Below are 18,912 nucleotides of genomic sequence, written 5' to 3'. Positions count from 1 at the left end.
TGCCCTTCAATGCTTGCCGGCGGCGTTGCCCGCGCCAAAGCGTATTTCAAGAATGGTTTTGAGAACAAGCGTTACCAGCGCCAGACCGGCGAGCAATGTCGCGACGGCAAAGGCAGCGCCGATATTGTACTCGTTATAGAGGATTTCGACGTGTAGCGGCATGGTGTTGGTTTCGCCCCTGATGTGGCCCGACACCACGGAGACGGCACCGAACTCGCCCATGGCGCGCGCGTTGCACAGCAGCACGCCATAAAGCAGGCCCCATTTGATGTTGGGCAAAGTGACAAACCAGAAGGTCTGCCAGCCGGAAGCCCCCAGTGACAGCGCCGCCTCCTCATCACCCGTTCCCTGATCCTGCATCAGCGGAATGAGTTCACGCGCCACGAAGGGAAAGGTGACGAAGATGGTGGCCAGCACGATGCCCGGCACGGCAAACAGAATTTCGATGCCATAGCTTTTCAGGAACGGTCCGAGCACGCTGTGGGATGAAAACAGGATGACGTAGACCAGGCCTGAGATAACCGGCGAGATGGAAAATGGCAGATCGATCAGCGTGATCAGAAACGCCTTGCCCTTGAACTCGAATTTCGCGATGGCCCAGGCGGCAGCGACGCCGAAGATGACATTGAGCGGCACCGAGATGGCGGCGACCAGAAGTGTGAGGCGGATGGCCGACAGCGCATCCGGCTCGACAATCGATTCCCAGAAATATTCACCACCCTTGCGGAAAGCCTCCACGAAGACGGCGACCAGCGGCAGTACGAGAAACAGCGCCAGGAAAACGAACGCAAGACCGATCAGCACCAGCTTTGCCGGCACGCCTTCGCTCGTCGGGTCGCGGAAGGGTCTGGATGGAATGACACGTGTTTGATCAGGCATAACCGTACCTCTTGCGGCTCCACGCCTGAATGAGATTGATGACGAACAGCATGGAGAAGGAGATGATCAGCATGATGGTCGCAATGCCGGTGGCGGCTGGGTAGTTGAACTCTTCCAACCGTATGACAATGAGAAGAGGTGCGATTTCAGAGACATAGGGAATGTTACCGGCGATGAAGATAACCGAGCCATACTCCCCCACGCCGCGCGCGAAGGCGAGCGCAAAGCCGGTCAGAATGGCAGGCGTCAGGCCCGGCAGCAGAATACGGGTGATGGTCTGAAAACGATTGGCGCCGAGCGTTGCCGCCACCTCCTCCACTTGCCGGTCTATCTCTTCCATGACCGGCTGTACGGTGCGGACAACAAAGGGCAGGCCAATGAAGATCAGCGCGATGACGATGCCGGTCGGCGTGAACGCGATCTTGATGCCGAAGGGTTCAAACATCTGCCCCACCCAGCCGCGGTTGGAGTAAAGCGCCGTCAGCGCAATGCCGGCAACGGCCGTGGGGAGCGCAAAAGGCAAGTCCACGATGGCATCAACGAAACGGCGCCCGGGGAAGCGGTAACGCACCAGCACCCATGCGATGAGGACGCCGAACACGGCGTTGACGAGAGCCGCCAGAAACGCCGTGGTGAAGCTGATGCGAAGGGCATTCAGCGTTCTGCTATCGGTCGCGATGGCGAAGAACTCACCGGGGCCAAGCCGTGCCGTGGACCAGACGAGGCCAGCGAGCGGGATAAGAATGATCAGAAAAAGATAGGTAATGGTGTAGCCGAGCGTCAGTCCGAATCCCGGCAAAACGCTGGATTGGCGCCACTTCCACGTCGTTGGCGATGGGGTATTGCTCATCAAGGCTCCAGGTAAAACGGGGGCCATCGTGAGCCGCCCCCTTATGCGCCAACGACCGGCTTTAAAGCCGGTCGATCTTGTCTCCGATCCGAACGGACGCAGATGCGAACCGTTCGGTGTGCGCCATCATCGGCTCACTTTGCGGGCTTGTAAATCTGGTCGAAGATGCCGCCATCACCGAAATGTTCCGGCTGTGCCTTTGCCCATCCGCCAAACTGTGGATCATCGATGGTCACAAGCTTGATCTCCGGCAGTTGCTTGAGCAAATCCTTGGACACGACCGAAGGGTTGGATGGGCGGTAGAAATGCTTGGCCGCAATGTTCTGGCCTTCGTCAGAATAGAGATATTGCAGGTAAGCTTCGGCTGCCTTGCGTGTGCCCTTCTCATCGACATTCTTATCGACAACGGCGACGGGCGGTTCTGCAAGGATGGAGATTGGCGGAACGACGATTTCGAATTCGTCCTTGCCGAATTCCTCACCGGCCAGATAGGCCTCATTCTCCCAGGCCAATAGCACATCACCGATCTGGCGCTGCGCAAATGTCACGGTCGAGCCGCGTGCGCCCGTGTCGAGCACGGGAGCCCGCTTGTAGAGTTCGCCGACATAGGCCTTGATCTTGGCCTGATCACCTTTGTATTCCTCGTTGGCCCATGCCCAGGCCGCAAGATAGTTCCAGCGCGCACCGCCCGATGTCTTCGGGTTCGGTGTCACGATCTGGATGTCACCCTTGACCAGATCACCCCAGTTATGGATGCCCTTCGGGTTGCCCTTGCGAACCAGAAACACGATGGTGGAGGTGTAAGGCGATGAATTGTTCGGAAGACGCGTGCGCCAGTCGGCATTGATCTTGCCGCTGTTCTTGACGATGGCGTCAATATCGCTCTGAAGCGCCAGCGTCACGACATCTGCCTCCAGGCCATCGATGACCGAACGGGCCTGCTTGCCGGAGCCGCCATGGGACTGCTGGATGGTGACATCCTCGCCCGTGTCGGCTTTCCACTTCTTGGCGAAGGCCTCGTTGAAATCCTTGTAGAGTTCGCGGGTCGGATCATAGGACACATTCAACAGCTTGCTGTCTGCAGAAGCCGTTCCGACGGCGCTCAGAGCAATCGACAGACCAAGCGCAACGGCGCTGAGGCCAGAAACAAGTTTTGACATCGGTATCCCTCCTAGATGCAGTGCGCCTAACACTACTTGTAAAGTCTACAGGGTCAATCACGCGCAATACGATCGCAAAAGTGTTTCCATTCCAGTGACTTGAACGACAACAAATACGCCGTGGCAACAGCGAACCACGCAACGGCCCACGTGGAAAACCCGCGCTGAACGCAAAATACGTCCGCATTTTTGCGGTGTTTCCACCGCCGTCACGCCGAAATTTTCCGTGATCGGAATGATTTTCTGTTCAGCTGGGGACGTTTCAAAACCCGCCGGAGATCGCACAGTAGAAATCTATAAAAATTAGCGAATATATCGCAAATTTATCTTGCTTTTTGATCGAAAACCGATTTCATACAGAGGCTAATATGCCGCGGCACTGCGTTCGTGGGCGTCTTTTGCGCATATTGTGCGCCTGCGAGAGATATTTGCTCTCCGATGAACAAGACAAGCATAGCCATTCCTGTCAAAACACGGCGAATTCGCGGATATTCGGGACAGTAATGTTCGGAACCGTAAAATGACCATTAATCAGTCTGCGCAGCCATTCTCTCCTCACAATGTCGCATCGCTGAACGACCGGCTGGCCAGCCTCGATCTGGCTGAGCGGCTGGCGTTCGTTGCCGGACTCGGTGGGCGCTCGGTGTTCACCACGAGCCTCGGCATCGAAGACCAAGTCATTACAGCCTCCATCGGCACGCATCGTCTACCCATAGAGGTTGCGACACTGGAAACCGGACGCCTGTTTGCCGAAACGCTCAATCTTATTGATGAGACGGAAGCACGGTACGACATGGCCATTACGCGGTTTTATCCGGCCAAGGACGATATAGATGCCTACGCCGCGAAATTCGGCCTCAATGGTTTTTACGACAGCGTCGAAGCCCGCCACGCCTGCTGCCATGTGCGCAAGCTGGTACCGCTGGCACGGGCGCTGGACGGAGCAAGCTTCTGGATTACCGGCCTTCGCCGGGGCCAGTCGGGCAACAGGGCAACCACGCCTTTTGCCGAATTCGATGCCGAGCGCAATCTGATCAAGATCAATCCGCTTGCGGATTGGGATATCGATGTGATCAAGGCGCATGTTTCATCGGAAAACATTCCCGTCAATCCGCTTCATGGCCGTGGATATCCATCCATCGGCTGCGAGCCGTGTACCCGCGCCATCAAGCCCGGCGAGCCAGAGCGCGCCGGTCGATGGTGGTGGGAAAATGACGAGAAGCGCGAATGCGGTCTGCACGTGGCGGAGGCATCCCAAGCCTCTCCCTTGCCCACCGCCTCACAACGATAAGTAAAATCAACAGATTGCCGGAGTTTACAATGTCCAATGCAGTTCCGGAAACGGAAGGCAGCAATGTCACCACACCAAAGCAGCCCCTTGACCCACATCTGAAGGCGCTCGAAAACGAAGCTATCCATATTTTCCGTGAAGTTGCGGCCGAATTCGAAAATCCCGTGATGCTCTACTCCATTGGCAAGGATTCGTCCGTGCTGCTGCATCTGGCGCGCAAGGCGTTCTTCCCGGGGCGCATCCCCTTCCCGCTGCTTCACGTCAACACGGGCTGGAAGTTCAAGGAGATGATCGCGTTTCGTGACAATATCGTCAAGGAATACGATCTCGACCTGATTTCCTATACCAATCCGCGCGGCAAGGAAGAGAACGTGACGCCGTTCACGCACGGTTCAGCGCTCTACACCGACATCATGAAGACCGAAGCCCTGCGCCAGGCACTGGATGCTGGCAAGTTCGACGCTGCCTTTGGTGGCGCGCGCCGTGATGAGGAAGCCAGCCGTGCCAAGGAGCGCATCTATTCCTTCCGTACGCCCGACCACAAATGGGACCCGCGCAACCAGCGCCCGGAACTGTGGAACATCTACAATGGTATGGTTCGCCAAGGTGAGAGCGTTCGCGCCTTCCCGATGTCCAACTGGACCGAGGTCGATGTCTGGCGCTACATTCAGGCCGAGGGCATTCCGCTGGTGCCGCTCTATTACGCCGCCGAGCGCCCGTATGTCGAACGTGACGGCATGATGATCCTGGCCGAAGATGAGCGTCTGGAATTGCTGCCCGGCGAAGCCATCAAGCACGGAATGATCCGTTTCCGCACGCTGGGATGCTTTCCACTGACGGGTGCGATCAACTCGCAAGCCAAGACCTTGGACGAGGTGATTTCCGAACTTGAAATCGCCACCGTTTCAGAACGGCAGGGACGTGCGATCGACCGCGACCAGTCCGGCTCCATGGAAAAGAAAAAGCGCGAGGGCTATTTCTGATGACCCAGAACATGACAGTTCAATCCGCCACCATTCTGCCGTTCGTAGAACCCGCAAAATTCATCAGAGACACGCGCCCGCTGCGACTCATCACCTGCGGCAGCGTCGATGACGGCAAGTCCACGCTGATCGGCCGCCTGCTGTGGGACACCAAGGCGGTCAAGGAAGATCAGGCAGCTACGCTTCACCGCGATAGCGGCAAGCAGAACGATCTCGGCCTGCCCGACTTCGCGCTGCTGCTGGACGGCCTTCAGGCCGAGCGCGAACAGGGCATCACCATCGACGTTGCCTATCGCTATTTCGCCACCGACAAGCGCGCCTTCATTGTTGCCGACACACCCGGCCATGAGCAATATACCCGCAACATGGCAACTGGCGCTTCCACTGCCGACCTTGCCGTGCTGCTGGTGGATGCCCGCACCGGCATTCTGGAGCAGACGCGTCGTCATGCGACGATTGCGGCGCTTATGGGCATTCGACAATTCGTGCTGGCCGTCAACAAGATCGACCTCACCAACTACGACAAGGCCGGGTTCGAGCTGATTGCCCACGACTTTCGTGAGTTTGCGCAATCGCTCGGCATCAAGCAGATCACCGCCATCCCCATGTCGGCGCTGAAGGGCGAGAACGTCGTTCTTTCGGCCAAGCCCTCCATGCCGTGGTATGAAGGCCCGACACTGGCCGAAACGCTGGAACTGGCGACGGCGCGCTCCACGCAGACCGGTGGCTTTCGCCTTCCGGTTCAGCGCGTATCCCGCCCCGGCGAAAGCTTTCGCGGGTACCAGGGCACGGTCGCCGGTGGTGCGGTCAAGCCGGGCGATTCCGTCGTCATCCTGCCATCGGGCATGGTGGCCAATGTCAAGCAGATCGTGACGTTTGATCTGGTGCGAAACGCCGCCGTTTCCGGCGATGCGATCACGCTGGTTCTCGACAGGCAGGTGGATGTGTCGCGAGGCGATATGATCGTGTCCATCGAGGCACAGCCGCAGACAGGTCACGCCTTCGATGCACAAATCGTGGCGCTGCAACCCGGCGGCATCGAGCCCGGAAAGCGCTACTGGCTGAAAAGCGGCAGCCGACGCCAACGGGTGACGGTTCAGCCGCAAACGCAACTCGACCTGAAAAATGGTCAATGGCTTACCCACACCGACACGCTTGCCATGAACGCCATCGGAAAGGTGCGTCTCGCTTTCGATGAAACGGCAATTTTCGATCCCTATGAACAGAACCGTTCGACCGGCTCCTTCATCCTGATTGATCCCGATACCAACAACACCGTTGCCGGTGGCATGATTATCGGAAGACGCGCCGACACGGGCAAGGTTTCCCAAGGCGAACGCGTCATCATCTCGCTGCCCGCCGATCTGGCCGAAGCGCTGCTGGCGAGCGAACAGCTTTCCAGTCGAAGAGACGAAATCGAAGTCCGGCGGACGAGTGCCGCAACGGCTTCGAGAGTGCTGGACAATCTGGACTGAGACATGTCTGTATTCAACGAAAGGCGCCGGGAACCCCCGGCGCCTTTTGCGTTTTGGGGTTCGTGCTGCTTTATATCTCGGTTTGATCGACCAGCGCCGCTGCGTAAGCCCCACTACAGGTCAACAGGGTATTCTCGTTTTTGATTTATTCACTGTCCGAATCCCCGCATGCGCCGATTTCGACGCCGGAATTCGCAGTTAAACGCGGAACAGATTATATGGACGCTTCCATCTCCCTGCAATTGGCTGACCGCCTCGACTCTGTCGTTGCAAAAATCGATGAAATGGGCATGCGACTGGATGCCCTGATGCAAAACAACGAAACCCACGGCGAGATTCAAATCGAAGTGGTGAAGCTGCTGCAACACATGCAGCATGTCCAGCAGGATCTGGACAGCAAAGTCGTTGAACTATCCAATGCCGTGACGACCACCGCCGACGGAAGTATTCGCAGCGACCTGTCGAAAATCGGCCTCGCTTTCGTCCATGACAGCCGTCAGAAGACGCTGGATATCGCATCGATCAAACAAAGCGCGAATATGGCTCTGCGCGATTCGACGCGCGGAATTTTCCCGATCCGGACCGTTTTCCTGATCCAGTCCATACCGATGTGGGATGCGCTGTCGGATGTCTATGACGCCATGGTCGAAGATGAGAGGTTCGACCCGATCGTTATCTCCATTCATGTGGGAACGTTGGGCCGGGGCGTTTACGAAGGTGAGGACAAGGTCAGCAGCGCATTTTCCGCCATGGGCATACCGCATCTGCGCTTCAACATGGACGATTCCTACGCCGCTCTGGACATTCTCAAGGCCCTGAAGCCAGCCGTCATCTTTCGTCAGCAACAATGGGATATGGGTGTGCAGCCCGCATTTCGAACACAGGAATTGACGTTCAGCCGACTTTGTCTGGTTCCTTACGCCCTCAATCTGGCAGCGTCGCTAGGCGATCCCGTGGTGACGGATGTTTCGGCATTCGGTTTCGACCAAGCCTATCACCGTTCCGCGTGGCGTATTTTTTGTGAAACCCCCATCACGCAAACCTACTTTCGCTCCTTCGACCACTCCGACCCGAAAAAATTCGTTCTCAGTGGGTACCCGAAGTTCGATCGATTGCTGAAGGAGAGCGGCGCGGCCGAGTGGCCTCTTTCGCATCAGGGTCACAGAAATTTCAGGATTGTATGGGCGCCCCACTATTCGTTGGGGAAAGGTGGCGGTCTGGGTTTCGGTGTCTTTGATCGCATCTGGGAGGCGATGTTGTCCTGGGCGAGACAAAGCCCAGACATCGACTTCGTCTTAAAACCGCATCCGGCTCTGTTCGGTGCTATTTTGACGCCCGAAGCGCAGGCGATGTTCAGAAAGGCTTGGACGGAGCTGCCAAACTGCGCGTTTTCCGAAGAACAGTATGGTCCGCTTTTTGCCGCGTCAGACCTCATGATATCCGACGGTCTGTCTTTTCTTGCCGAATATCCCCTCTTCAACAAGCCTCTGATCTTCTTCGATTCGGGCAATCACGTCGAGTTCAACGAGTTGGGGAAGCTGGCCGAAGCCGCCTCTCGGCGTGTTACCAGTTTCGATCAACTCAAACAGGCAGCTCTCGAATACAAGAGCGGAAAGCCATGGGAATTTGAGGAAGAGCGGAACACGCTGCTGCAAAACATTCTTCCCAATCCGGGGAAAGCAGCGGCCAGTATTCTCCAAGCAATCGCACAAGGCATAAGCGATCCCTGATCTGTTGGCTTCGCTCTCAAGCGAACCGAGAAAAGTGACGCGATCAACGTATTTTCGTGGTGGGACCCAGATGAAGAAAATCATTACATTCGGCACTTTTGACGTGCTGCATATCGGCCATATCCGAATTCTTCAAAGAGCACGGGCATTGGGTGATTATCTTGTCGTCGGCGTTTCCACAGACGCTCTGAATTTTTCGAAGAAACAGAAAAGTCCCATTTACAACGAGAACGAACGGCTCGAAATCATCAGTGCCATCATCGGCGTCGATGAGGTGTTCCTCGAGCACTCCCTGGAATTGAAAGAGCATTATATTCGCGAGCATGGCGCGGACGTTCTGGTCATGGGCGATGACTGGGCAGGACGGTTTGATTATCTCAATCACCTGTGTGACGTCGTCTACCTCCCTCGAACAGACGGAATATCGACGACATCGACACTTGAGGAAATACGGCGCTACGTGTGATCGTTCATTGTCCCGCGCGTCGTGAGACAACATACGCTGAAAAGGAATAAAACAACAAAAGCGCCGGTCGAAACCAGCGCTTTTAAACCGTTTGCCTTCCCGTCCGCCCTGTTTAGAAAACGAACATCCAGAGCAGGGCGACGACCACCAGCGGAACACCCATTGCCCACAAAACCACAGCTTTAAACATCACATTTCTCCCGTTAAACACGAAGAGACAACGTTTCGCTATCAGCTAAAGTTCCTGTAGACGCCGCCGCCGCGGCAATGCGCTGTCCTCCCTCAGGGTTACGAGTTGGGCGATTCAGCCTTCAATCGTTACAAAAAAGCAATTGTGGCGGAAAATATTCGTCAAAGCGCACGGGGTGCCTGTTGAATAGCATTAAATCTGCTAGTGGATCATGATCTCCCGCAAAACACCGGAAACGGCTCAACAAGGATATTTCGACATGCGTTTTCGCAGCGTAACATTGGCAGGGCTCGCCATTGCCCTTTCCGCTTGCACCACCACCACTCCTTCGCTTGCTCCAAAAAGCGCTGTTGAAACCCGTTGGGTCGGCCAATCGGCTGGCATTTTCTTCGCCAAATTCGGTCCGCCGCTGAGCGATACCGACAATGGCAGCAGCACCACCTTCACATGGCGCGGCGGTTACAAGACCACGACTGTTCCGGCGAAGTTTGACGAGGGTAAAGATGGCAAACGCGGCCGCCAGACGTCGTCTGCACGCAAGGTCTACCTGTCTTGCACCGTCCAGTTGACGGTGGGTTCTGACTACACGATCCGCTCTATTCGCACCGTATCCGACCGTCCAGGCGTCAACGGCCCAAGCTACTGTGCGGAATTCCTCGCAGCGAATTGATAGCTGACAGCCCAAACGACATTGCCCGCCGAAGACACCTTCGGCGGGATTTTTTTGGGCTCTTCAGATCGTTCTGATGCCGTCGGCTTTTCGCTGTTGCGATGAAAATGAGCCGCGCACATCTGTTATGCGTTTGGCGCATGTCGTGATATTATAGAGTTGCACTGCTTGCAAAGACGGCGAGCACCTGGATTGTGCGACCTGGCGCACCGGGCCTTATAGTACGGAAAAATAAGGCAAAATGCCTCGTTCGCCGTTTTTGCGCCTGCTTTTCGACACTCCCGCCACCCGCTTCCCTCAAAAATCGACCGGCCAAGGTGGTCGTATGTGGTCACCTGGCAAGAGTTGTCTTACAGGATCGATTGCGTTATTGCGCCGCACAAAATGAAAATCATCAAAAGCTTAGGAAAAGACGTGACCGTAAAAGACAAGGGCAACGGCCTGACTGCCGGATTTTCTCGCGACAACCTCACCATGAACCGCCGCCAGGTGCTGGGGACGGCATTGGCTGGTCTTGCCGCTGCGGCGGTGCCGGGCGCGACGGCGGTGGCGCAGACTGCGGACAGAAAAGTCGATGTTCTTCTGGTCGGCGGCGGCATCATGAGCGCCACGCTCGGCGTCTGGCTGCATGAACTCGAACCGACATGGTCCATCGACATGCTGGAACGTCTCGATGCGGTCGCGCTGGAAAGCTCCAATGGTTGGAACAACGCCGGTACCGGTCACTCGGCTCTGGCGGAACTGAACTACACGCCGGAAACCGCCAATGGCGGCATCGACATTTCCAAGGCGATCGAAATCAACGAGTCCTTCCAGATCTCCCGCCAGTTCTGGGCATGGCAGGTCCGCAACGGCGTCTTGAAGAACCCACGGTCCTTCATCAACCATACGCCGCATATGAGCTTCGTGTGGGGGGATGAAAACATTTCCTATCTGGAAAAACGCTATGAGGCGTTGAAGGCCAGCCCGCTATTTGCCGGCATGCAGTATTCCAGCGACCCTGACGAGATCAAGAGATGGGTTCCGCTGATGATGGAAGGCCGCGACCCTGGCCAGAAGATTGGTGCGACGTGGTCTCCGCTTGGCACAGACATGGAATTCGGTGAGATCACCCGCCAGTTCGTGGCCCACCTGAAGAGCCAGCAGAATTTCAATTTGCAGGTTTCCAGTGAAGTCGATGGCATCGAGCGCAATGCCGACGGCACGTGGCGCGTCAGCTACAGCAACATGAAGGACGGCACATCCCACACGGTGGACGCCAAGTTCCTGTTCGTCGGCGCCGGTGGTGGTGCGTTGCATCTCTTGCAGATGTCTGGCATTCCCGAAGGTGAGGATTACGCGGGCTTCCCGGTTGGCGGCTCGTTCCTCGTCAACGAAAATCCCGATGTCACGATGCTGCATCTGGCCAAGGCTTACGGTAAGGCATCCGTCGGCTCTCCACCGATGTCGGTGCCACATCTCGATACGCGCGTCATCGGCGGCAAGCGCGTCATTCTGTTTGGACCCTTTGCGACATTCTCCACGAAATTCCTCAAGGAAGGCTCGTATTTCGACCTGCTGACATCGACCACCATGAGCAATGCATGGCCGATGATGAGCGTGGGCATGGATGAATTTCCACTGGTGGAATATCTGGCCGGACAGTTGATGCTGTCCGACGACGACCGCTTTGCGGCATTGCAGGAATACTTCCCCGGAGCCAGCCAAGGCGAATGGCGTTTGTGGCAGGCGGGCCAGCGCGTGCAGATCATCAAACGCGACGCAGACAAGGGCGGTGTCTTGAAGCTGGGCACCGAAATCGTCAGCGCCAAGGACGGCAGCATTGCTGCACTGCTCGGTGCCTCGCCGGGTGCTTCCACCGCCGCTCCCATCATGTTGCAGGTTCTGGAAAAGGTCTTTGCCGAAAAGGTCGCAAGCCCGGAATGGCAGGCCAAGATCCGTCAGATCGTTCCAAGCTATGGTACGAAGCTGAACGGCGACCCAGACAAGGTCATGCAGGAATGGGCCTACACAAGCGAACACCTGCAGCTGCCAACACCGCCAAAGATCGACATGGCATCCCTGGCGCAGGCCGCGTCTGCCGCACCTGCGGCATCGGACACTGTGCCCGCACAGCGTGTGGGTGATCTGGCACCTTGAATTTGCTGCGGCTTCAGGTGGTTACGATCGCCACCTGAAGCATTATCCTATGAGCGGCGTCCGATAAGGTCCTTCACCTTGCGGGCAAAAAGGTCTGTCTGGAACGGTTTTGTCATCACATGCATGCCGTGTTCCAGGTGGCCGTGGTTCAAGACGGCGTTTTCGGCGTAGCCTGTGATGAACAGCACGCCCAGATCGGGCCGCGACAGTCTGGCGGCTTCGGCCAGTTGCCGACCGTTCATGCCATTGGGCAATCCGACATCGGTGACGAGCAGGTTGATCGGGCGTTCGGAGTTGAGAATGGCCAGCGCGGATGGTCCGTCGTCGGCTTCCAGAACCGTGTAACCAAGATCTTCCAGCTGCTCGACTGCGAACATTCGCACCAGTGGTTCGTCATCTACAACAAGGATCGTCTCGTTGCCACTTGATTGTGGTGCGGGCGGCTGTTGCTCTGCACCGGGTGTTTCGACATATGTCTCGTTGCCGTGGCGTGGCAGGTAAATGCAAATCGTCGTGCCGTCGCCGATCTTGGAATCGATGCGCACAGCGCCATCGGACTGCCCGGCAAAGCCATGCACCATGGAAAGGCCAAGGCCCGTGCCCTGCCCTATCGGTTTTGTCGTATAGAACGGGTCGAAGGCGCGGGAAATCACCTCTGCCGACATACCCGTGCCGGTATCGCTGACGCAAAGGGAAACGTATTGGCCGGGTTTCAGGCCCTGCTCCCTTGCGGCGCGCTCATCCAGCCATTGGTTTCCAGTCTCGATGGTAAGCTTGCCGCCTTCAGGCATGGCGTCACGGGCATTGATGCAAAGGTTCAGCAACGCATTTTCCAGCTGACCGGCGTCGACGAAGGTCATCCACAAATCCTGTGCCGGCGCCGTTTCGACGTCGATGCTCGGGCCTATGCTGCGATGGATCAGTTCGAGCATGCCGATGACGAGGCTGTTGAGATCGGTGGGCTTCGGGTCCAGCGTTTGCCGACGGGAAAAAGCGAGCAGGCGCTGTGTCAATGCAGCCGCGCGTTTGGTGGCGGCGGTCGCACCGACCAGATAGCGGTCCAACTCACCAACACGCCCCTGCGCCAGACGCGTCGACATCATCTCCAGACTTCCGCCGATACCGGCAAGGATATTGTTGAAGTCATGCGCCAGTCCACCCGTAAGCTGGCCGATCGCCTCGATCTTCTGCGCCTGACGCAACTGCTCCTGAGCATCCTCGAGTTCGGCTTCCCGAGCCTTGTATTCAGACAGGTCTCGACCAACCGCAATGAAATTGACATTGTCGGCCTCTGGCGACACGGTCCAGTCGATGGGGGTCCAGACCCCAGTCTTGGTCAGGATGCGGTTCTCGAACCTCGTCGGGTGACCGGTCTCGGCCATCTCCACCAGAGCCGCCGTCGTTCTTGGCACGTCCTGCGGATGAATGATTTCGGTATAGGGGTTGGCGAGAAGCTCCTGCTCGCTCCAACCAAGAACGGCGCTCCAGGCCGGGTTGACCGCTGATATTTCGCCGCCATAGTTGGCCCGTGCCAGCATGTCCTGCGAAAGCCGCCATAACTGATCACGCTCGGCACGTGTGGTTTTCTCGTCGGTCACGTCACGAACGATGCAGTAGATTTTTCCGTTATCAGGCACACAAATCCAGGAAACCCACCTGTAAGCGCCGTCCTTCGTCCGATACCGGTTTTCGGTACCGATCACCGCTTCCCCAGACATCAGAGTGGCCAATGCGGCCCTCGCTTTTGGAATATCGTCAGGATGTAAAAGATCGGTATAGATGAGGCCGCGCATTTCATGCGCAGTGTATCCCAGCGTCTTGCCCCATGCCGGGTTGGTGGCGAGAAAGCGGCCTTCCATGCTGACAACGGCCAGCATGTCGGGATTTATGTTCCAGGTCGTACCCTGCTCCAGAACCCGTTCCAGCACTTGACGCTCAAGGTCTTCGTTCAGAGCCTCCAACTGTCTTGCGGCCTTTACACGCTCGGACGTATCCCTGACGACGGCCAAGACACCAACGGTTACGCCTGCGTCATCGACAATGGGGGAGTAGTCGAGATCCAGCCAGACAGTTTCGGCAGCACCGTTTCTGAAAAGCGTAAATTCCTGATCCTTATAGGACAGCGTCTTGCCGGCCATCCCGGTTTTCATGACATTGCCGTTGAAGTCAGATGCTTCAGGCCAGCCTTCGCGCACCTTCGAGCCCAGCAGCCCGGGATGTCTTTCACCTGCAATCTCCGTATAGGCATCGTTATAGATCATCACGCCGTCATCACCCCAAAGCGTGGCGATGGCGACGGGCGAACGCAGCATCATCCCGACAGCCGTGCGAATGGTGGAACTCCAAAATTCGATGGGTCCCAGCGCGGTCGTGGACCAATCGAACTGATGGATAAGGTCGGCTGTCTCGCCAGTGGCAGGCAGATAGGACGGCCGGGAAGAACCTGCAGGCATTCACAACTCCACACGCAAAAACACAACAAGCTTTTAAAGGAGTTCTTGTTCGTCTCGCAATGCATGTTTCTTGTAAACAGAGGAAGCTTCCGCGGATTTTCGGTGTTTTACTTCGGTAGAAGACGACGCCCCGGTGCCGGCCATCGAGGGATTCCCGATTTTAAATGAACGCCAAGATGATGGTGATGCGAGCAACGAAACTGCCAGCTGGAAGACTCGTATTTTCTGGCCAACTCTGGATATAGCGACAATCGAGCCACAGATATGAGCGCTTATGATCGCTTCAGCGCTTATATAAGGAACCGCACAACAAGACATGCGTTCACCGCCTTGCATGCGGCACGACGCCGACTGCACCTCACCGCGTTCGACCAGCCTGCCAAAGCCATCGCACATCCACTGGTGCTCTTTGTCGTATTGGTCCACAAGGTGAAGCGAATGGGCAGAGGGCGGGACAAAACATGGACCTTTCAAAGACGATCAAGTCGGTAACCGCAGGCCCGACCTACCCCAAGACCGATGCTGCCTCCACAAGTATGTTGTCGGGCAAAACGGTGGTGATTCTCATCGGCGTGGCTATCGTGTTGCGCGTTGGTGAAGAAATCTTCATTCCACTCGCGCTTTCGCTTCTCCTGTCGTTTACGCTTGCCCCAATCGTTTCGTTCCTTCGCAAACGCTCTGTGCCAAAGATCCTGGCAGTCATTTTCGCCGTCATATCGGCCTTTAGCGCCATTGCGGTTTTCAGCTTCATCGTCGCGACGCAGGTGGCGAACCTTGCCGAGAACATTCCAACCTATCAGCGCAATATCGTCAGCAAGGTGCAGGTTCTTGCGCAGGCAGGTGCCGGCAACGGCCTGCTCGATCATCTGAGCAAGGTGGTGGAAAAAGTAGGAGCGGAAATTCAGGTCCGGGCCGTCGAAAGCCAGGACACAGCCGCTCCCGAAATTCCGCAACGCGAGCCCATGCCGGTCGAAATCGTATCGCGCACCAACCCGCTTCAAACCCTGGGGAACTTCATCCTGCCTTTGATCAGCCCGTTTGCGACGGCGGGCCTCGTCATCGTCCTTGTTGTTTTCATGCTTTTGGAGCGTGAAGACCTGCGCGACAGGTTTATCAGGCTCGTAGGCCTCAGTGACCTTCACAGAACCACGGCCGCCTTGCAGGATGCAGGCAAGCGAGTCGGGAAATATCTTCTGATGCAACTGGTGGTCAATGCGCTATACGCGCTACCGATCACGATCGGTCTTTGGGTGCTGGGGATACCCAACGCAATTCTGTGGGGCCTGCTCACGCTCGTCTTGCGGTTTGTTCCCTATATCGGCCCCGTCATCGGGATGATCCTCCCGCTGTTTCTGGCTCTCGCCATCGCACCGGGATGGTCGCTGGTCGCGTGGGTCGCTGCGCTGTTTATAACGACGGAGTTGATCAGCAACAATGTCGTCGAACCCTGGCTCTACGGCTCCCATACCGGCCTTTCGCCTTTGGCGATCATCGTGTCCGCCATCTTCTGGTCCTGGCTCTGGGGGCCTATCGGCCTGATGCTATCGACACCGCTGACGGTCTGCCTTGTCGTGCTGGGACGCTATGTTCCGCAGTTTGGTTTCCTCGACGTTCTGCTGGGCAACGAACCGGTTCTGGAACTGCACGAAAAGCTCTATCAAAGACTGCTGGCCGGCGATCCGAACGAGGCGATCGACAATGCCGAGGAATATCTGAAGGAAGAATATCTGGTCGATTATTATGACAGGGTGGGCCTTCCGGCTCTGCTGTTGGGTGAGATGGACAGGCAGCGCGGGGTCATGTCGGATGCGCAGATCGCGCTGTTTTCCGCCAGTTCGCTGAGCCTTGTGGAAAATCTTTCCGATATTGCCGAGGAAGAGGAAAACGAGGAAGAGGCGGCCGACCCATCATCGGTACTCGAAGATCCCACCGTCCTGCCGGATGGCCGTGACCAAACCGTTTTGTGCCTGGGTGGTCGAGGCTCGATAGACGACGCCGCATCGGCGATGTTGTCGCAGATCATCGATATCCAGGGCGCGGACGTATCGTTTGCAAGTTTTGCCGGACTGGCCGGTCGAGGCGCGCAGAAGCTGGGACTTGATGGGATCGATACGGTTGTCGTTTGTTTCCTCAACGGCAACTCCAAATCGCATGCACGTCAGATCATCCGCCGTTTGAAACGCGCAAAACCCGCCATGCGGGTCGGTATCCTCGTCCCAACCGCAAACGGGCAGAATTTCGCGCAGATCGATGCGGCAGAGATCAGCGCCGATTTCATCGCGACATCGTTGAACGAGGCTGCAAGACTGGCGTTGACCCGCACAGCCCCGCGAGAACTGGTGGTCATCACTCGCAAGGTCGGTCGCCCGAGACTGAGAGCAGTCAAACCAACTGAGGCCGCTTAGAGCGCTCCTTGTCAAAGGGAAACGCGCTAAGGCACATCCGGTGGCTGGGGCCAGCGGACGAGAGCTTCGCGACCGGCATCCGTCAGGCCGTAGACGCCCCTGTCCAGCCGTTCGAACCAGCCATAGACATTGGATTGTAAAATCTTGCCGGCGTCAGGAATGCGCGCCCTCACATCGCGAAGGCGCAGCGGCTCTGCTGCCAGGGCCGCCGCGCAACCGAGGGCCTGCTGGCGGTAGGCCGTCATCATGGGCGTTCGCGTGCTGCCGCCAACGACAGGATCGCCGCGTCTTTTCTGATGTTCACGCACAAGCATGGATCGTCGCTTCGGGTTGGTGCGCGGCATGGGCGAGACGGAAGCGACGATGACACTGACGTCGCCACGATCCGAGACGCCAAGCATGCCGATGCCGAGACGGCGACACAGATCGCGATATCGTTTGTCAGCCTCCCGACCCCGGCCCTTGGCGGAGATGCGAGCAGCAATCCAGACCTCGTCCGATATCGCCGCCCTGTCGACGGCCTGGAGGATGAGCTCCAGATTGAAAGTCAGCTTCAACTCACACACCACAATGACAGGTGGATCATCCGCATTGATTCCAACCAGATCACATCCGCCGATCTCCCCTTTGACCGAATAGCCGGCGGCCTCCAGAAATGTTTTGACCGGAAGATAGAGGGAGGTTTCCATGCAAGCCGACGATCAAAGAGGAAGGGGTTTTAGCCGTGCTGGCACAAACAAAAAATGTGGCTGGGGCGCCAGGATTCGAACCTGGGAATGCCGGTACCAAAAACCGGTGCCTTACCGCTTGGCGACGCCCCACCAGGGCAGACGGCGTAGCGCCACTGCCTGAACCGGGCCTGATTATCAAAGCCGAATGGCAGCGGCAATCATTAAGTTGAGGCGTGGACAATATTTCTTGTGTGTCCGCACCAGGCTTCATGTTACGTCACAAGAGAACCTGCCATTCCACACGCTTCCGGTGACCTGTTTCATGAGCAAGTATTCCGCCCGACCACCCGCTATTCCCACAACGCTTTTGGATGATGCCGTGGTGCGAATCATCCGTTGGGATTTCGAGCCCGGCGCCGATACCGGCCACCACACCCACGGACTGGGCTATGTGGTGGTGCCGATGACGGATTGTCATTTCCTGATCGAAGACGAAGCTGGCAGCCGCAGGGTCGATACGCCAAAGGGTATGCCCTACCGACGTGAGGCCGGCATTTCACACAATGTGGTCAATGCAGGCAGCGAACCGATGTCCTTCATCGAGATCGAATACAAGTAGAGCGCTGACTGACCCGATGGCCGACCCGGAATTCAACCGTGACTTCGATCCCGCCTATGGCATTGCCGTGCCAGTAGCCCATGGCGTTCAGCGCATCACGGTCAACAATCCCTCGGCTTTCACCTTTCATGGTACCAACAGCTACATCGTCGGTGATAAATCCGTTGCTGTCATCGATCCCGGCCCTGACGATGACACGCATTTTCAAGCCTTGATGGCAGCGCTTGCCGGGCGGGAAGTCACGCATATTTTCGTCAGCCACACACACCGGGATCACTCGCCGCTCGCCGCACGGCTTTCCCAAGCCACCGGCGCGCTAACCGTGGCCGAAGGGCCGCATCGTGCCGCACGACCGTTGCACGAAGGTGAGCGCAACCCGTTTGCCGAAAGCTCCGACACCACGTTCGTACCTGACATCGCGCTTGATGATGGACAAAGTCTTTCGGGTGACGGCTGGACACTGACCGCACTGCACACGCCCGGGCACACGGCCAATCATTCGGCCTTTGCGCTGGATGATACCGGCATCGTCTTTTCGGCGGATCATGTGATGGCCTGGGCCACCACCATCGTCGCACCGCCGGATGGATCGATGAGCGACTACATGGCGTCGCTGGCAAAGCTTCTGAAACGCGACGATCGTTTGTTTCTGCCCGGCCATGGCGGGCCGGTGAAGGAACCCACGGCCTTCATGCGCGGCCTTCGCGCCCACAGGCGCATGCGTGAAAAGGCGGTGCTGGCGCGCATCAGAGCGGGGGACCGGACGATACCGGAGATGGTAAAAATCATTTATCGCAGTACCGATCCGCGCCTGCACGGTGCTGCCGCGCTGTCCGTTCTCGCCCACATCGAAGACCTCATCGAAAAAGGCGAGGTGGAGACGGACGGTCCACCTTCGCTGGGTGGAATTTATGATCCGGCATAGGAGTGG

15 protein-coding genes and 1 tRNA gene are annotated in these 18,912 nt (G+C 57.2%); 10 read left to right on the top strand and 6 right to left on the bottom strand.

What is annotated here, in order from left to right:
- Positions 1–6 precede the first annotated feature (6 nt).
- The 3 genes from cysW to GGQ73_RS04840 all read right to left on the bottom strand — a co-directional run bounded on the left by cysW (position 7) and on the right by GGQ73_RS04840 (position 2,889).
- Positions 7–879, bottom strand: a complete 873-nt coding sequence (gene cysW, locus GGQ73_RS04850; protein WP_174152337.1) for a sulfate ABC transporter permease subunit CysW — start codon at positions 877–879, stop codon at positions 7–9.
- Positions 872–1,729, bottom strand: a complete 858-nt coding sequence (gene cysT / locus GGQ73_RS04845) for a sulfate ABC transporter permease subunit CysT (RefSeq protein ID WP_174152336.1) — start codon at positions 1,727–1,729, stop codon at positions 872–874. The genes cysW and cysT overlap by 8 nt, the downstream gene beginning before the upstream one ends.
- Positions 1,730–1,863: 134 nt before the next feature.
- On the bottom strand, positions 1,864–2,889 hold the full coding sequence (locus tag GGQ73_RS04840) for a sulfate ABC transporter substrate-binding protein (RefSeq protein WP_174152335.1): 1,026 nt from the start codon (positions 2,887–2,889) through the stop codon (positions 1,864–1,866).
- A gap of 520 nt (positions 2,890–3,409) precedes the next feature.
- Here GGQ73_RS04840 and GGQ73_RS04835 point away from each other — a divergent pair.
- The 7 genes from GGQ73_RS04835 (at position 3,410) to mqo (ending at position 11,833) form a co-directional block, all read left to right on the top strand.
- The gene (locus GGQ73_RS04835; protein WP_183894368.1) at positions 3,410–4,180 is read left to right on the top strand and encodes a phosphoadenylyl-sulfate reductase; all 771 of its coding nucleotides are present in this window, start codon (positions 3,410–3,412) and stop codon (positions 4,178–4,180) included.
- A gap of 29 nt (positions 4,181–4,209) precedes the next feature.
- The gene (gene cysD / locus GGQ73_RS04830) at positions 4,210–5,163 is read left to right on the top strand and encodes a sulfate adenylyltransferase subunit CysD (RefSeq protein WP_174152333.1); all 954 of its coding nucleotides are present in this window, start codon (positions 4,210–4,212) and stop codon (positions 5,161–5,163) included.
- Positions 5,163–6,638, top strand: coding sequence for a sulfate adenylyltransferase subunit CysN (cysN, locus tag GGQ73_RS04825; RefSeq protein WP_183894366.1), 1,476 nt, complete (start codon positions 5,163–5,165; stop codon positions 6,636–6,638). Before cysD ends, cysN begins: the two co-directional genes overlap by 1 nt.
- 218 nt (positions 6,639–6,856) lie before the next feature.
- On the top strand, positions 6,857–8,368 hold the full coding sequence (locus tag GGQ73_RS04820) for a CDP-glycerol glycerophosphotransferase family protein (RefSeq protein WP_183894364.1): 1,512 nt from the start codon (positions 6,857–6,859) through the stop codon (positions 8,366–8,368).
- Between the two features lie 70 nt (positions 8,369–8,438).
- Entirely contained in the window at positions 8,439–8,834 is a 396-nt protein-coding gene (locus tag GGQ73_RS04815) for an adenylyltransferase/cytidyltransferase family protein (RefSeq protein WP_174152330.1), read from the top strand.
- Between the two features lie 449 nt (positions 8,835–9,283).
- The gene (locus GGQ73_RS04810) at positions 9,284–9,694 is read left to right on the top strand and encodes a hypothetical protein (protein WP_183894362.1); all 411 of its coding nucleotides are present in this window, start codon (positions 9,284–9,286) and stop codon (positions 9,692–9,694) included.
- Between the two features lie 474 nt (positions 9,695–10,168).
- Positions 10,169–11,833, top strand: a complete 1,665-nt coding sequence (mqo, locus tag GGQ73_RS04805) for a malate dehydrogenase (quinone) (RefSeq protein ID WP_183894475.1) — start codon at positions 10,169–10,171, stop codon at positions 11,831–11,833.
- A 47-nt stretch (positions 11,834–11,880) separates the two neighbouring features.
- Here the strand turns inward: mqo and GGQ73_RS04800 are convergent, their stop codons facing one another.
- A complete protein-coding gene (locus tag GGQ73_RS04800) occupies positions 11,881–14,286 on the bottom strand; it encodes a PAS domain S-box protein (protein ID WP_183894359.1) in 2,406 nt (801 codons plus the stop codon).
- A 461-nt stretch (positions 14,287–14,747) separates the two neighbouring features.
- Between GGQ73_RS04800 and GGQ73_RS04795 the strand changes: the two genes are divergently transcribed.
- Complete coding sequence (locus tag GGQ73_RS04795; RefSeq protein ID WP_183894357.1) at positions 14,748–16,691, top strand: AI-2E family transporter; 1,944 nt, start codon at positions 14,748–14,750, stop codon at positions 16,689–16,691.
- A 26-nt stretch (positions 16,692–16,717) separates the two neighbouring features.
- Here GGQ73_RS04795 and GGQ73_RS04790 read toward each other — a convergent pair whose 3' ends face one another.
- On the bottom strand, positions 16,718–17,380 hold the full coding sequence (locus GGQ73_RS04790; RefSeq protein WP_183894355.1) for a DUF2161 domain-containing phosphodiesterase: 663 nt from the start codon (positions 17,378–17,380) through the stop codon (positions 16,718–16,720).
- Positions 17,381–17,437: 57 nt separating this feature from the next.
- A tRNA-Gln gene (locus GGQ73_RS04785) sits at positions 17,438–17,512 on the bottom strand.
- Between the two features lie 172 nt (positions 17,513–17,684).
- Here GGQ73_RS04785 and GGQ73_RS04780 point away from each other — a divergent pair.
- Both GGQ73_RS04780 and GGQ73_RS04775 read left to right on the top strand, forming a co-directional pair.
- Positions 17,685–17,981 carry a cupin domain-containing protein gene (locus GGQ73_RS04780; RefSeq protein WP_183894353.1) on the top strand — a complete coding sequence of 99 codons (297 nt, stop codon included), beginning with the start codon at positions 17,685–17,687 and terminating at the stop codon, positions 17,979–17,981.
- Between the two features lie 16 nt (positions 17,982–17,997).
- Positions 17,998–18,906 (top strand): MBL fold metallo-hydrolase, encoded by a 909-nt coding sequence (locus GGQ73_RS04775; protein WP_183894351.1) that lies wholly within the window; start codon positions 17,998–18,000, stop codon positions 18,904–18,906.
- Positions 18,907–18,912 lie beyond the last annotated feature (6 nt).

The organism is Rhizobium skierniewicense (assembly GCF_014196515.1).
GTDB lineage: Bacteria > Pseudomonadota > Alphaproteobacteria > Rhizobiales > Rhizobiaceae > Agrobacterium > Agrobacterium skierniewicense.
This window is presented reverse-complemented; position numbering and strand designations above follow the sequence as displayed.

Coding starts and splice junctions, on each gene's coding strand:
- GGQ73_RS04800 (WP_183894359.1), bottom strand. CDS start 14,286: ATGCCTGCAGGTTCTTCCCGGCCGTCCTATCTGCCTGCCACTGGCGAG.
- GGQ73_RS04840 (WP_174152335.1), bottom strand. CDS start 2,889: ATGTCAAAACTTGTTTCTGGCCTCAGCGCCGTTGCGCTTGGTCTGTCG.
- GGQ73_RS04780 (WP_183894353.1), top strand. CDS start 17,685: ATGAGCAAGTATTCCGCCCGACCACCCGCTATTCCCACAACGCTTTTG.
- cysD (WP_174152333.1), top strand. CDS start 4,210: ATGTCCAATGCAGTTCCGGAAACGGAAGGCAGCAATGTCACCACACCA.
- GGQ73_RS04775 (WP_183894351.1), top strand. CDS start 17,998: ATGGCCGACCCGGAATTCAACCGTGACTTCGATCCCGCCTATGGCATT.
- GGQ73_RS04820 (WP_183894364.1), top strand. CDS start 6,857: ATGGACGCTTCCATCTCCCTGCAATTGGCTGACCGCCTCGACTCTGTC.
- cysW (WP_174152337.1), bottom strand. CDS start 879: ATGCCTGATCAAACACGTGTCATTCCATCCAGACCCTTCCGCGACCCG.
- GGQ73_RS04835 (WP_183894368.1), top strand. CDS start 3,410: ATGACCATTAATCAGTCTGCGCAGCCATTCTCTCCTCACAATGTCGCA.
- GGQ73_RS04815 (WP_174152330.1), top strand. CDS start 8,439: ATGAAGAAAATCATTACATTCGGCACTTTTGACGTGCTGCATATCGGC.
- cysN (WP_183894366.1), top strand. CDS start 5,163: ATGACCCAGAACATGACAGTTCAATCCGCCACCATTCTGCCGTTCGTA.
- GGQ73_RS04810 (WP_183894362.1), top strand. CDS start 9,284: ATGCGTTTTCGCAGCGTAACATTGGCAGGGCTCGCCATTGCCCTTTCC.
- cysT (WP_174152336.1), bottom strand. CDS start 1,729: ATGAGCAATACCCCATCGCCAACGACGTGGAAGTGGCGCCAATCCAGC.
- mqo (WP_183894475.1), top strand. CDS start 10,169: ATGAACCGCCGCCAGGTGCTGGGGACGGCATTGGCTGGTCTTGCCGCT.
- GGQ73_RS04795 (WP_183894357.1), top strand. CDS start 14,748: ATGGACCTTTCAAAGACGATCAAGTCGGTAACCGCAGGCCCGACCTAC.
- GGQ73_RS04790 (WP_183894355.1), bottom strand. CDS start 17,380: ATGGAAACCTCCCTCTATCTTCCGGTCAAAACATTTCTGGAGGCCGCC.